This is a genomic window from Shewanella sp. Iso12 (assembly GCF_012030025.1).
Lineage (GTDB): Bacteria > Pseudomonadota > Gammaproteobacteria > Enterobacterales > Shewanellaceae > Shewanella > Shewanella algae.
Map to the genome: position 1 here is coordinate 540,946 of NZ_JAAUHW010000001.1, position 14,490 is coordinate 555,435.

Sequence of the window (14,490 nt, forward strand, 5' to 3'; positions counted from 1 at the left end):
CCGCGTGGCGACCAGAGGGCTTCGGCGTTCACTAAGAATATGAAACTATTCATATTCTTGTCTTTCAGACACGCTACCGTTCCGCGTGGCGACCAGAGGGCTTCGGCGTTCACTAAGAATATGAAACTATTCATATTCTTGTCTTTCAGACACGCTACCGCCCATGGATTTCGGCCTCCAAACTGCCCTTTGCAATGCAAAAATTTATATTTTTTAGTAAGTTAAGAATGTCATTCAAATAAAATAACATTCCTACCCTGTACCGGCTCTTACTTTAACCGGGGATTATACCCCACACCAAGGTGTGACACAGATCGAAAAACGCTCAACTCTCAGAGCACCGAGTAATTATTCAATTTGTATTCTAAAACAAGGATGGCTTGTCCAACCAGAATCCATAACAAATTGATTTCCATACAAAACGAAATACGGTTTCAAGATTAACAAACGTTGGATTTGTGTAACAATGGCAAATGTCTCACATACCAGATGGCTGATTACGCACATACGGCTCTGATTGCACTTTGTTCAACTGTGATGCTCTTATGCTGGCCAAGGAAGGTGAACAATACCTTGCAGCGGGTATCACCACACTTCTCTGCGAAAATTCCGTCAAAGTCTGCGAATGGCCCTTCGGTGAACTGTATTTTATCACCAGACTGCAGGGGCTTTTCTGTGATCAAAGGCGTAGCCAATTCACGTTGTTTAAGCTGAATGATCAGTTGTTCATCTATTGGCAGTAGTTTCTCGCGGCAGTTGACTAAATCAGCAACACCACGAGTAGATCTGAGCTGACGAACACTGGTCTGCTCAGGATCAAACTTGATGAATATATAGTTGGGGAACAGAGGTTGCTTACGAACGACAGTCTTGTTTTTCTCTTTTTTTTCGCTCCGCACCATCGGCAAATAAGTCTCCAGCTCTTGGAGCGTTAGATTCTGTTGTGCCCTCACTTCGCTGCGAGGTTTACAGTACAAAAGGTACCAGGCCTTCATGGTGTTCTCACTACTTGGTTTCTGTCGGGTGACGTCCTATCACAGCGGGCAATCATATCAGACATGAGTTTGCGATTGAAAGCGAATTTCAGACCACGCCTTCACCCCACTTTAGTCTAATTGAAATTGCGAACTATTCCAGCACAGCTCCGACCACTACCAGCCTAACAATTGTTCACAAAGCAGCCGCCTCGGGGGGCTAAAATTGACTTTGTTGCTGAATCCAGAGTATATAGGGTGGGCTTTGTTGCTTTTGATGAACAAATTACAATACAGAAAACCAAAGCCTCAATCACAGCGCATTAAAAGATATGCCCATAACACTTTACAAAACAGTGTGATGTTAACGGCAATACAGCTGGGATAAAAACAATCGCTTTCTGTGTCGACTTTTGTCACACGGCCAATTAACAATTTAAGGTGGAAGACTTCATGAGCTTAGCAAAACCCAAGGGGACGATGCTCGGGCATCCCAAGGGATTGTTCCTGCTGTTTACAACAGAGCTTTGGGAACGATTCAGTTATTATGCGATGCGAGCCATTCTGGTTCTGTATCTGGTTGATCAGGCCAACTCTCAAGGCGGTGGACTGGGTTGGACTCAGGCCGATGCACTCTCACTCTATGGTACCTTTACCGCGTTGGTTTACCTTACGCCTCTCATCGGCGGCTGGCTCGCGGACAACTACCTCGGACAACGTAAAGCGATTTATATTGGTGGTGCCTTGATGGCTATAGGCCAGTTTACCCTGGCAACGCCTCACAGCATGACTCCCGGCCTTGAAACCATGGTGTTTTACATAGGTCTTGGCACTCTCATCATAGGTAACGGTCTGTTTAAGCCTAACATTTCAACTATGGTGGGCGATCTGTATGAAGAAGGTGATCATCGTCGCGATGGCGCCTTTACTATCTTCTACATGGGTATCAACTTAGGTGCGGCGCTTTCTGGTTTTGTCGTTGCCTGGGCCTATACCAACTTTGGCCATAAAGAAGTCATCGATGGTGTTGAAACTACCATCAACAACTGGCAAGCAGGTTTCATGTGTGCCGGTATCGGTATGGTATTGTCGCTGATTATTCAATTCCTGTTTGCCCAAAAGTTATTGGGCGACATAGGTACAGTACCTTCTGCCAAGCTTGAACGTGAAAAAGACTTGGCCCGCGGCCAGGTACGTAAAGAACCACTGACCAAGGTAGAACGTGACCGCATTAAAGTGATCATGGTGATGGGTCTGTTTACCATCATCTTCTGGGCGGGTTTTGAACAGGCCGGTGGCTTGATGAACCTATTCACCAATGAGTTTACCGACCGCTTTATCGGTGCCTGGGAAGTGCCGACAACTTACTTCCAGTCGCTAAACGCCATTTTCATCGTGGTTTTTGCCCCGGTTGTTGCTTCTATCTGGATCCGCCTGGGTGATAAGGAGCCTAACTCACCGGTGAAATTTGCCCTTGGTCTGGTTCTATTGGCTATCGGCTTCCTGTTTATGATTGGTGCCGTACTGGAAATGGGTGGCGACGCCTCAGCCAAGTCAAGCATGTGGTGGCTGGTTGGTGCCTACTTCTTCCACACCATGGGTGAGCTTTGCCTATCCCCTATAGGCCTGTCCATGGTAACCAAACTCGCTCCCCTGCGTATTGTATCTCTGATGATGGGAGCATGGTTCCTGTTTATCGCCATGGCCAACAAGATAGCCGGTGTAGTCGGTTCCTTTATCGGCCACGGTGGCGAGAAAGAAGAACAGCTGGCCAACGCCATGTCTATCTTCTCCGGCATTGCCATCACCGCTGCTATTTCCGGTGTGATCCTTTATTTCATGGCTGACAAGCTGGTTGACTGGATGCACGGCGCTGAAAGCAAAATCCATGATCATTCTGAAGAAGAAGCTCTGGAGCAGGAAATGGCTGTAACCGGCGAGCACGAAGCCATTAAACGCTAATTCTGATATATACAAAGAAGGCTGCAAAATCTGCAGCCTTTTTTTATTGGAATTTTTCACAGTTTTAAGTTCAAGCCAATTAAGCCTCAGTTTGAAAAGCAGAAGGTGCTTTCTCTCACTATGAAAAATGGCACTCTTACAATGTCGATACAAAACTAAAAATAGTGAGACAAACATCGGCTCCCCACTCAAAAACAACTTTGAACGGAGACCAGAGAAATACCTAGTCGGCATTAAGGCCATTAAAAGGCCAGTTGCAGGAATCCACCTTGAGGTATTTTAGGGTTAAAAGTCAGCCCCAGGAATTTATCTTGCTGAAGCAGTTGTCTGTGCTCTGCCTCACTGGTAACAATGCAGAGCCTTTCACCTGGCATTAAACTCCGGAACTGAGTCGCCGGCTTGCCCCACTCCAATAACCCCAACTGCAGTGAATCTGCCAACGCCAGAGGTGTAAGACCATCCTGGTTACGAATGTAGCATCTCAGCCCCCTGCCCGCCTGGGCAATAGCCGCCCGATAACTATCAAGCTCAATCGCGATGTAAATCATATCGCAATAGAGATCCAGCCCCGACTTGACCAAACGGTCATTCAAATAGCTGAGCATATTGAAAGGTTCTATCACCACAGAACTGACACCATTGCGATTCAGTTTCAGCTTTTGATTAACGAAACTACGCATCAACACGCTGGCAAAGGCGGCCCTGTTGTCTTCCGGGTGAAAGTGGGCCAGGTACATGATGAGGTGGTTATTCCCAACCATAGCCGAGTCGATGAAGTAAGGGCTTACCTGCTCATGTTTGAACAAGCTATAGTCCAACCTGGCCTTGGGATATTCAATACGGCTTGCGGGGAATAGCTGTTGCTGTACACACCTGGCCGCTTCAGCGTTTTGCTCCAGCAATGCCAGGTTTTCGTTCAACTCCATAAAGGAGAGCTCTTCCACATCTCGATTAAGAGTATTTTGTTCCTGCTCAGGAGCCGCAAGACACTGATTAATCGCGTGCTCTATGCTGTAGAGATCCGATACGGGTTTAACCAGATAGTCACTGGCACCAATTCGCAGCGCCTCGACAACATCGGCCATAACCTGGTTTCCGGAAATCACAATGGAAGGAATGGCAGGATTGATACGCGACATGGCTTTGAGCATTTCCAATCCCCCCATTCTGGGCATGGAGAGATCGGCTACAACCACATCATACTTTTGGCTTTTAAAGCTTTGCAGTCCTTGTTCACCATCCTCGGCTTCAACAACATTAGCGCCTCTCCCGGTAAGAAAGGCAGCAACGATATTGCGAAAGACGGGATCATCCTCAACCAGCAGTACATTGAGACTGTTCAGCGCCATGGTCAATTCCCCGCAGGTTTCAATCGCCGGTAACGAGTGACCGTATCAACCACCTGCGGGTAAGCAAACAGATGGTGGGTTACTCCAGTTCCTGCATATATTCATCAAGCAACTCGTCTTCGTCCTCATTCGAAGGCACATTGCCATCGTACACCTTATAATCCATGTGCTGTATATAAGCGTCTTTAACAAAAGTGTATGGATCGAGCGCGTTGTCTACTAATCTTTCTTGATCTATGGCAACAGAACGGGCGTGGAGATTCTTCAGGCCCCACTTGATAACTGACTGCCACATAGTTAATTCAGACAATGGAAAGTATAGACCATCCACCCAATCTGAAGCGAGTTCACGGGTGACGTAGGGGCCGAAGAATGGCGCCATAAAGTAAGGACCATTGGGCACTCCGTAGTAACCGAGCACTTCGTTGAAGTCATCCTGTTTACGGGGCATCCCCATCATATCGGCGACGTCAATCAAACCAAGCAAACCCACGGTCGAGTTAACGGTAAAACGGCCACCGGCATTCAAGGCCCAACCCCACTTGCCCTGCAATGTGTTGTTGACCAAGCTGTGGGGCTCTTCCAGGTTGAGAACAAAATTGTTGAGACCTGACTTGACCGGCATAGGCACATAGTCGTTGTAACCATGAGCAACCGGACGATAGAGAAATCTATCCAGATACAGATAGTTGAAGTCCCACATGACACGGTTGAACCCTTCTATCGGATCCCGCGGGTCGTTATAACTGATGCGCACACCCTGTGTATTGTTGCTTTCGCCACTCCCTGCAGCCACTGCCGAATGCGCACTCAGAGCAGCCACAACCATCAGAATCCATTTAAACTTCATATTGCTCTCTTTGTAAAAGTACCGCTGTAATCCAACCGAAAAACAGTTAAAGCTTTGATTACCATAGGCCGATAACCTGAGTATACCTATGGCGACAGTCAAATTTCTGTCTAATGTCGATTTGGACGGATAAGGATACTTCGCTGTGGAAATAGATCAAATTTAAATTTACGATTGCCTACAGATAAAGCAACTTGAGGAGTGGGGTTTGCAACAATGGATCCAGTGAATGGTACAATCCCCCCCTCAGGGTCAAGCCCAACTCCTCAAGCAAATGCATCCATCCCTCTGCTTCCGGTAACCACAGTCGATGTGGGTAGCGAGCTCAGACTACAACTGCAAAATGCACAGTATCAATTGCAGCTTGCCAATCAAGAGTCCAACGCTCAAGCCAAAGCCCTGTTGCATCAGGCCAATACTACACTGCTGGAGCTGACTCGCCCCTTACCGGAAATCGTTCAGGGCAAAACAGCTCAATTGCTGTTGCTGGCCAGTGAAGTCCAGATAAAACTGCCGGACGCTTTGATGCAGCTGGCGGCCAAAAATGGCATCAGTCAAACAGCACTGCAGCAGTTGGCAGCCAGGCCACAAGGTTATCCCTTACCCATGTTGACTGTTTCCCAGGGTGAAATGCGTTTTGCCAATGGTACAAGCATAGCCTTCCCACCGCAGTTACAACTACCTGCCGGAGAATACGTTGCCAAAGTTGTCAGCAACAATCATGGGCTACAGCTGCAATTAAGCCCCATCAATGCCAGATTGGAAGTAAAACTGACGCCAGTAGCAAATCTGCAACCCGCTGCCCCAACACAGGAAAGTGAGCAACTTATAACCAAGCCGGAAGTCGCCCAAACCTATGCCAGGTTGATAAAACTCCTTGAGCAGCAACCCCAAAGTAAAGGGGAATCAGCACCATTGAGGGAAACGGCGGTTGATCTCAAAGCAGGCTTGTCTCAAACAGTTGCCAGCGGCAGCAAGTTGCCAGCTTCTGTCTTATCTCAGTCAACACAAACATTTGATAATGCCCAGTTGCAGCAACCGAAAAATGCCCCGCTGCCGGGGACAGATAAATTCAGTAACCAAGCACTTCAGCAGGCGACTCAAGCCAATACGGATAAGCCTGTTGGCACAAGTGCATCCAATAAAGTTGCCGGCGAAACAGCCAAAGCGCCCGAGCTGAACTTTCTCCAGCGCGCCTTCAATAAGGCCGGCGCCATGCCAAGGGCTGAGGCTATGACACTGGAGGTGAAACATAACCTGGCCGCTGAACTGCTCAAGCAATTGCCGGCACTGTCGCCTGTGCCCCTGAGCGAGCTGACAGAGCCGTCCCAACTTCGAAGTGAACTGCTTGGGCTCACAGGGTTGCAACTGACCAGTCAGCAAACGCAATCCCAGCCTTCAACTCAAGCCAGTGCCATTACCACCTTGTTTCAGCTGTTGCTTGGCGTTAGGGCCGGTAACCAAAACCTGAGTGTGCCGCAACGCCTGAAGCAATACCTGGAAGGACTTCAGAGCCGGTCCGGCCTGCAAACTCATCAGTTAGCTTCACTGGAGAAGAGCGGCACTCTGGACGCGCTGCAGCAGATGTCCCAGGCTGTCGCCCTATACCAGCAAGCCAATACAGACAATAGTGGTCAATGCTGGTATTTCATGCTGCCCTACTATCTCAACCAAAGAAACGAACAGTTGGAAGGCAAATTCGAACACAACAATCAGGATAAGGACGCAGACAAAGACAAGGCCTGGCAGTTGCAACTCAAGTTTAATCTGGGCATGGGCTCCTTGCTCGTCAAGGCGCAGGTGAAGGATTCCAAGGTCGACCTGCAGTTTATCGGCAGCACCCAGGCGCTGATCAGCAGGGTCAGCAACTTCCTGCCCCCCTTGTCGCAAAAGCTGGTTCAGTTAGGACTCACTCCCAATGAATTGAACGCCCACGTTGCCCCTGTGCCGGCCACCCTGCTGCCCGGCGATCACTATCTGGTGCAACTGAAAGCCTGAGGAAAGACTATGTCCATGGATTCAAACGACAAGCAAGCCAAACCTCGTCAGGCAGTGGCCCTGAGTTATGATGGCAAAACTGCGCCCAAGATAACGGCCAAGGGCCAGGATCTGCTTGCAGAAGAGATCATTGCGTTAGCACAGGAGGCCGGGGTTCATATACATCAAGACCCTTACCTGAGTGACTTTCTGCAGATGTTGGAACTGGGGGAAGAGATCCCCAAGGAGCTCTATCAACTAATCGCCGAACTGATAGCCTTTGTCTATATGTTGGACGGGAAATTTCCCGAGCAGTGGAATAACCTGCATCAGAGAATTGTCGACAAGGTTTAGGGAATCCGACTTCGACAGGCCCCGGCATGCCTTCAGTCAGATGCCTTGAGCGCCAATTGTTGTGCAAGCAACTTTCTAAACAAGAGAACGCCACGAGGACTTATTTGCTTTGCACCTTCCTTTAGTAACGGATAACACAGACAAGCCGTTACCCTGAGAGCCAAAACGGCTTGAGGTTTCTCGCATTCCTTTCAAATAGAAACAGAAAGAGCGCATCTCAATGCGCTCTTTCTTTACTCAGGCAAAATATCAAGCCCGGGCCGTTTTACCGTGCAGACGGATCAAGAGTTCAGCTTCCGCCTTGGGCAACTCGCACTCGCGGATCAGTTCATCGACACCGGCTCCCAACTGCACCATCTTCATGGCCCGGCTGTAAAGCTTGGCCTGAGGATCCTGTTGCATCGATTCATCGAGACGGGCATTTTGCTGCGCGAGGCGCTTCTCAAGCTCCAACACCCGCCGGCCAACGCCTATGGTGCCACTACGCAATTCTTGCAACTCCCGCTTGAAGGCATCTCTTTGCCTGTCGCTTTCCTTGACCAGAACAGTTAACGCCTCAACCTTGCTTCTAAGCTTGTTGCTTTGTTTTTGCAGGTACAGCACCAGTCCGAGACAGGCAATGACATATACCAGCGCAGCGATAAAAAAAACATCGCCCATCATCGGTTAAAACTCCTTTTCCCGCAAAAGCCTATCAGATTTGCGCCAACTCGGCCCATTCATCATCTGACAGCAGCTTATCCAAGTCCACCAGGATCAGCAGTTCGTCGCCACGGTTGCTGACACCCTGAATAAACTTGGCACTCTCTTCGGTTCCCACATTCGGGGCGTTATCGATTTCAGAGCGGCGCAGATAAACCACTTCGGCCACACTGTCGACCAGAATACCTATCACCTGCTTTTCCGCTTCGATAATCACGATTCGAGTAGAATCGTCCACTTCAGAGGAGGGCAAACCAAAACGTGAGCGGGTATCAATAACGGTAACCACATTACCGCGCAGATTGATGATCCCCAACACATAATGAGGAGCTCCCGGAACCGGAGCTATTTCGGTATAACGTAATACTTCCTGAACCTGCATCACATTGATGCCATAGGTCTCGTTATCCAGCCTGAAGGTTACCCACTGGAGAACGGCATCGTCCTTGCCTCCGGATACCGCTGCTACATTTCTTGAATCAGTCATATTTACCTCAGTCTATCGGATCCTGACAACCTAACCCGGCATTGAGCATTTCAATCAATGCCTGCACGTGCAAAATGCCACACATTTGTTCTTTCACTACTCCGGCCAACCAGGGGCGCTTACCTTCACTGCCACGCCAGTTGACCTGTGACTTGTCAATCTTGACCGCATTGACCAAAGATTCACAAGCCAAACCCCAATTACTGTTCTCTAATACTACAAGATATTGATAATTTACGGATTGCGCCAGTTTATCATCATATTTTTCCGGCATAACCCAGGCGCAGGTATCAACGATATTCAGCTGAGAGTCCCGATAACCCTGAACCCCCATAAACCATCCTGGCCGCCCAAAGATATGATTGATGCGCTCTATTCTGACTATGCCGCCCAGGTTTATCAGGGGCACGGCCAGCGTGAGTCCCGCCACCTTGAAGAACAATACTTGAAATTCATCTTCCAGTTGTTCCTTGAGCGGTTCTATAGGTGCCGCCGGCGCGCCGACTTGTGTTTCGAGCTGAACCTGTTCCAGAACCTCAGGCTCAGTCACCTCTTGGACTTGAATCTGCTCGCGCTGAGCAGCATCGGTCTGAGTATCCACCTGTCCGGTTATGGGCTCGCTTTGCAGCGAAGCAGCTGTGATGGTTTCCGACTGAGTTTCTGTCGGCACCTCTGTCTGCGTTACCTCGGCAACCTGCTCTTTAAACACCGGCGCCAGTAGCTGTTCCAGCGCATTACGGTCGAGTCTCGGCTTATCTGGCTCTGCCGGGTATTGCTTGGCAGTACCGTCCGCTCGAGAAAGCGGCGCTTTCTTGGGTGCCGTATCAACTGGCACAGCGATATCGTCCCGTAACCTAGACGTTGCCGGCGGAGTCTGCTCAGTTCTTGCCTCAACTACAGCTTGCGCTTTTTGTTCAGGCTTAATCGCAGATTGCGCCTCGGATTTAACCTCGGGTGCCGGCTCAGTCAGCAGAATGCTGAAATAATCAAAAACAGTTTCATCAACCGATTTTGACATGGTCAAACTCCCCCGCCAGCAGATAATCCAGCAAACGCTCGTAGGCCTTCACTCCGCGCGAGCTTGGGGCATAGTGGGACGCCGGTAGATGAGCCAAACTGGCGTCGCGAAACTTGGTATCCACAGGGATCACATCCGGCCAAAGCGTGTCGCCGTAAACCTCACCAAGATGTTGCAGCGCCGCAGGTGAAGCCTTGGTACGTCTGTCATACATGGTTGGCACTATGGAATAACTGTAGCGGGTCTTTTTCGAGCGCCCCATCAGTTCCATGGTTTTAATCATTCTATCCAGGCCTTTAATCGCCAAAAATTCGGTCTGAACCGGGATCACTATGTGTTGGCTGGCCGCCAGTGCATTGACCATCAATACCCCCAGCACCGGGGGACAGTCGACCAAGGCAACATCGTAGTCATCCTCAACCGACTTGAGAATATTACGCAGCACCAGCCCCATCCCCTCTTGATGACCAAGGGCACGATCCAAAGTGGCCAACGCCATGGTTGCCGCCAAAAGATCGACTCCCTCAACAGATGTGGGAACCGCGTGTTGCTTTACCAAAGAGGTATCAAGATTCTTATGAGCCAGAAAGAGATCATACAGTGAGCCGGGCACCTCTTCCGAATCTATGCCCAGGTAATAACCCAGCGAAGCATGGGGATCTGTGTCTATCATCAGAACCCGCTGACCACGCTTGGCCAGTGTGCCCGCCAAACTGGCAACTGTTGTGGTTTTGCCCACTCCGCCTTTTTGGTTTGCAATGGTCCAGACTTTCACTTTCCGCCCCTTATTCTCGCCTTATCGGCCAACTAGTGTAACGAGCCACTATTATTGTCGTTCTTGTCTTGTACGGCTACTCATTACCCTCTTCACGGGTAGTGACACGGATCCCACCGTGAGGTAAACGTATTACTTTTACGCCATTTTCCAGCTCTGTCACCCTGGTATCTTCAGTCTGAGCAGGCAGTGGCACTGCGGCCCCAGCCTCGCCCGGGGTTCTCTCTGGCGAAATATCACCCGACGGGACTGACAAGTTGGCTGAAGTCGGAGCCTCTGGCCCCGTCCCGGATGTCACCTTAGGTCGAATCACATCCAATAAGGATGCTGTCTGTTGTGGGTGACGACTCATCCAATCGGCAATAATCGCGGCCTGTTCATCCGGCACCATCAAGAGGACCTGGGACGATTCAAGCTGGGCGACTTTCTCACTCAGTTGCCGATTTTTTTGTCGTAAGTCCCAGTAAAGCGCCGCCACTACCACCAAGGCGACCAAAAACAAAAACAGCGCCAACCGGTATCCCAGCAGGCGCGTCTCTTTGTCAGCCACGAGCCGATTCTCTCAATATCGCCTCTGCCATATTATCCAGTGAGATAGACTGGCTGGAGATACCGGCCGCCGTCACTGCCTGTGGCATGCCATAAACGACGCAAGAGGCTTCATCCTGGGCCCAGATGGTGGCACCAACACCTTTGAGCATGCGCGCACCTTCTCGGCCATCGGCACCCATCCCCGTCAAAATAACCGCCAGTACATCTCCGCCAAAGGCCTTGGAGGCTGAAGCAAAAGTGATATCGACACAGGGCTTATAGTTCATCTCTTCATTGCCGGCAAGAATTTTAATCCTGCCTCCAGCGCCGGAGCGCTCGAGCATCATCTGCATACCACCGGGCGCGAGATAGGCACAGCCTGGTCTGAGCATATCGCCATTGACCGCTTCTTTGACTTCTATCTTGCACAAGCCATTGAGCCTGCTGGCAAAGGCCGGAGTAAAGGCTGCAGGCATGTGCTGTACCAATAAGATAGGATGCGGATAATCTGCCGGAAACTGGGTCAAAATTCGCTGCAATGCCACAGGGCCACCAGTGGATGTGCCTATAGCCAACAGCTTGTATTGTTTACCACTGGCTCTGGCAGGGACCGCTCCGCCGCTGCGCCTCACCGGCTGGCGACTGGCGGCAGCACTTTCAGCTGTGGCAGCTTGACGCTGCAGACTGCTTGGCGCCGTGGGTCGGCTTGGGGTGGTTGCCGGCGTAGGCGCCACACTCGGACGGACTATAGGGCGGAATATACGCCTGCGTCCCAACGCCTTGACTCTTTGCTGAAGCAGTCGAATCGCTTCGTCCTTGTTGGTAGCAATGTCCTCAAAGCGTTTGGGCAGAAAATCGAGAGCCCCGGCGTCCAGCGCATCCAAGGTCGCCTTGGCTCCATCATGGGTCAAGGAGGAAAACATCAGGATAGGTGTCGGATGAGAAGCCATTATCTGCCGCACGGCGGTAATCCCGTCCATGACAGGCATTTCAATATCCATGGTAATCACCTGAGGCTTGAGCTCGGCGGCCAGTTTAACGGCTTCGGCACCGTTATTGGCCATACCTATCACCTCAAGCTCAGGATCCTGATTGACTATCTCGCTGACACGTCGTCGAAAGAAGCTCGAATCATCGACAACCAAAACTTTAATGGTCATTTAAATCCTTATACGGCACTTCAACGCTTGGATTTGGCGTAGTGCTTCAATAATCCTGGTACATCGAGGATCAGCGCGATTCCGCCGTCCGACGTAATTGTGGCCCCGGCCATACCCGGTGTGCCATGCAACATGGAGCCCAGAGGTTTAATTACCACCTCTTCCTGACCTATCAGGGCATCTACCACAAAGCCTATCTGCATGGTGCCAAGCTGAACTATGACCACATGGCCATGTTTCTTGTCACCATGCTGGAAACTCATCGGCTTACGGCTGAGCCAACGCTCAAGATAGAAGAGTGGCACAGCTTTGTCCCGAACGATCACTGTCAATTGCCCATCTACAATATTGGTCTTGGTCAGATCCAGATGGAAAATCTCATTCACGCTGGAAAGCGGCAAGGCAAACACCTGCTTGGCAACTTCCACCATCAGAGTGGGCATAATCGCCAAGGTTAAAGGTACCTTGATCTCCAGACGAGTGCCTTTACCCTTGACCGAGTCGATATGCACAGAGCCGTTAAGCTGAGTAATACGGGTCTTGACTACATCCATCCCAACACCTCGGCCGGAGATATCGGAAATCTCCACCTTGGTTGAGAAGCCGGGAGCGAAGATCAGGTTATAGGCTTCCTGATCGGACATTCGGGCGGCGCTGTCTTCATCCAGCACACCACGACTTATGGCAATCTCTTTGAGTTTGGCAGCGTCCATACCGGCGCCGTCATCCTCAATTTTAAGCAGGATATGGTCACCTTCCTGACTGGCCGCCAAGGTAATAACCCCGGTTCTGGGCTTACCATTGGCCTCGCGCACATCAGGCATTTCAATACCGTGATCCACAGAGTTACGCACCAGGTGCACCAGAGGGTCGGCAAGGGCTTCGACCAGGTTCTTATCCAGATCCGTGTCTTCACCTATCATCCGCAGATCTATCTCTTTATTGAGACTGCGGGCCAAGTCGCGAACCACCCGAGGGAAACGACCGAATACTTTCTTAATCGGCTGCATCCGGGTCTTCATCACGGCACCCTGCAGATCGGAGGTCACCAGATCCAGGTTGGCCAGCGCCTTGGACATCTCTTCATCTTCACGGGATATCCCGAGGCTGACCAAGCGGTTACGTACCAATACCAGCTCACCGACCATATTCATGATCTCATCCAGGCGAGCCGTATCTACCCGAACCGTGGTTTCCCCCTGAGGCACACTGGTCGCAGCCTTGGCCGGAGCAGTGTCTTTAGCAACAGCAGGAGCCTTGGCCTGAGGTTTGGCGGCCGCTTTAGGTGCCTCGACTTTGGCAGCAGCTGGAGCCGCCTTCGGCGTAGCAGCTGCATTCGCTGCCGGTGCTTTGGGTGCGGCTACTTGAGATGCAGATGCTTGAGATGCAGCAGGCGCTTTGGCAGTTGCATTACCCGCAGCAGGCTCTGAACCACTGGTGTTAGCCCCAGGACCGGCGCCTTTGCCGTGCAACTCATCAAGCAGCTTTTCAAACTCATCATCGGAAATTTCATCAGCATCGACACTGGCAGTAGGCGCTTCCTCTACGGCACTGTTGGCCGCAGGTGCGGCAGCAAACTGGCCTTTGCCGTGCAGCTCATCGAGCAGCTTTTCAAACTCATCGTCTGTAATGTCATCGGAAGAGGTGTTGGCAGGTGCACTATCGCTGGGCTTGGGAGCATCACCACTCGGGGCCTGAGTACTGTTGGCAGAAGGCCCTTTGCCTGAACCATGCAGGGCATCCAGCAGGGCTTCAAACTCGGCTTCATCGATTTCATCTATGCTGCCTTCAGCCCCTTGGGCCGGAGCCTTGGGTGCTTCAGGAGTTGGCGCGGCCGGTTCATCAAACAGTTCCACCCCAGCGGCGCTGTCGAGCATGCCGTCAAACAGCTCATCAACACTCTCATCACTGGGTTCTACTGCAACAGGAGTTTCCTCCTGAGCCTGCTCGGAGGGCAAAGGCGCCCCTGAACTGAGCAACTTGAGTTTGTCCAGCAAGACTTCATCCGCGGGCTCTTGCTCCTGACCGGACTGAGTTTGGCCGAACATGGTATTTATACTGTCGAGCGCCTGCAGAATGATGTCCATCAATTCAGAGCTGACGCTGCGCTTACCGGTACGCAACAAGTCGAAGGTGTTTTCTGCCTCGTGGCATACATCCACCATGGGGGCCAATCCCAGGAATCCGGCACCGCCTTTGACCGTGTGAAATCCCCTGAAGATGGCGTTGAGCAGATCCGTATCTTCCGGATTGTTTTCCAGAGACACCAACTGTTCCTGCAACAGCTCTAGGATCTCGCCTGCTTCAATTAAAAAATCCTGGAGTATCTCTTCATCAACATCAAAGGCCAT

13 protein-coding genes are annotated in these 14,490 nt (G+C 50.9%); 3 read left to right on the forward strand and 10 right to left on the reverse strand.

The window, feature by feature from the left end; all coding sequences use genetic code 11:
* Nucleotides 1-497 precede the first annotated feature (497 nt).
* A complete protein-coding gene (gene rfaH, locus HCX89_RS02375) occupies nt 498-995 on the reverse strand; it encodes a transcription/translation regulatory transformer protein RfaH (protein WP_025011089.1) in 498 nt (165 codons plus the stop codon).
* Between the two features lie 432 nt (nt 996-1,427).
* On the opposite strand from rfaH, the gene HCX89_RS02380 reads away from it, so the two are divergent.
* Nucleotides 1,428-2,936, forward strand: a complete 1,509-nt coding sequence (locus HCX89_RS02380) for a peptide MFS transporter (RefSeq protein ID WP_025011088.1) — start codon at nt 1,428-1,430, stop codon at nt 2,934-2,936.
* 242 nt (nt 2,937-3,178) lie between these two features.
* On the opposite strand, the gene HCX89_RS02385 is transcribed toward HCX89_RS02380, so the two are convergent.
* Together HCX89_RS02385 and HCX89_RS02390 are read right to left on the reverse strand one after the other, a co-directional pair.
* Nucleotides 3,179-4,285: a response regulator gene (locus HCX89_RS02385; RefSeq protein ID WP_054744114.1), complete on the reverse strand. Its 1,107-nt coding sequence runs from the start codon at nt 4,283-4,285 to the stop codon at nt 3,179-3,181.
* A 79-nt stretch (nt 4,286-4,364) separates the two neighbouring features.
* The gene (locus tag HCX89_RS02390) at nt 4,365-5,135 is read right to left on the reverse strand and encodes a VacJ family lipoprotein (protein WP_044734088.1); all 771 of its coding nucleotides are present in this window, start codon (nt 5,133-5,135) and stop codon (nt 4,365-4,367) included.
* Nucleotides 5,136-5,351: 216 nt separating this feature from the next.
* Here HCX89_RS02390 and HCX89_RS02395 point away from each other — a divergent pair, with 216 nt between their 5' ends.
* Nucleotides 5,352-7,133, forward strand: coding sequence for a hypothetical protein (locus HCX89_RS02395; RefSeq protein WP_146146518.1), 1,782 nt, complete (start codon nt 5,352-5,354; stop codon nt 7,131-7,133).
* Nucleotides 7,134-7,142: 9 nt separating this feature from the next.
* Nucleotides 7,143-7,466, forward strand: coding sequence for an EscU/YscU/HrcU family type III secretion system export apparatus switch protein (locus HCX89_RS02400; RefSeq protein WP_231473474.1), 324 nt, complete (start codon nt 7,143-7,145; stop codon nt 7,464-7,466).
* 249 nt (nt 7,467-7,715) lie between these two features.
* Here HCX89_RS02400 and HCX89_RS02405 read toward each other — a convergent pair whose 3' ends face one another.
* From HCX89_RS02405 to HCX89_RS02435, 7 genes are all read right to left on the reverse strand, one after another.
* On the reverse strand, nt 7,716-8,126 hold the full coding sequence (locus tag HCX89_RS02405) for a DUF2802 domain-containing protein (RefSeq protein WP_025011082.1): 411 nt from the start codon (nt 8,124-8,126) through the stop codon (nt 7,716-7,718).
* Between the two features lie 34 nt (nt 8,127-8,160).
* Complete coding sequence (locus HCX89_RS02410) at nt 8,161-8,655, reverse strand: chemotaxis protein CheW (RefSeq protein ID WP_025011081.1); 495 nt, start codon at nt 8,653-8,655, stop codon at nt 8,161-8,163.
* Between the two features lie 7 nt (nt 8,656-8,662).
* Nucleotides 8,663-9,673: a chemotaxis protein CheW gene (locus tag HCX89_RS02415; protein ID WP_167714945.1), complete on the reverse strand. Its 1,011-nt coding sequence runs from the start codon at nt 9,671-9,673 to the stop codon at nt 8,663-8,665.
* Nucleotides 9,657-10,448: a ParA family protein gene (locus HCX89_RS02420; RefSeq protein ID WP_044734086.1), complete on the reverse strand. Its 792-nt coding sequence runs from the start codon at nt 10,446-10,448 to the stop codon at nt 9,657-9,659. Before HCX89_RS02420 ends, HCX89_RS02415 begins: the two co-directional genes overlap by 17 nt.
* Nucleotides 10,449-10,524: 76 nt before the next feature.
* The gene (locus HCX89_RS02425) at nt 10,525-10,998 is read right to left on the reverse strand and encodes a hypothetical protein (protein WP_025887446.1); all 474 of its coding nucleotides are present in this window, start codon (nt 10,996-10,998) and stop codon (nt 10,525-10,527) included.
* Complete coding sequence (locus HCX89_RS02430) at nt 10,991-12,139, reverse strand: chemotaxis response regulator protein-glutamate methylesterase (RefSeq protein ID WP_144128513.1); 1,149 nt, start codon at nt 12,137-12,139, stop codon at nt 10,991-10,993. Before HCX89_RS02430 ends, HCX89_RS02425 begins: the two co-directional genes overlap by 8 nt.
* Nucleotides 12,140-12,159: 20 nt before the next feature.
* Nucleotides 12,160-14,490: a chemotaxis protein CheA gene (locus tag HCX89_RS02435; RefSeq protein WP_167714947.1), complete on the reverse strand. Its 2,331-nt coding sequence runs from the start codon at nt 14,488-14,490 to the stop codon at nt 12,160-12,162.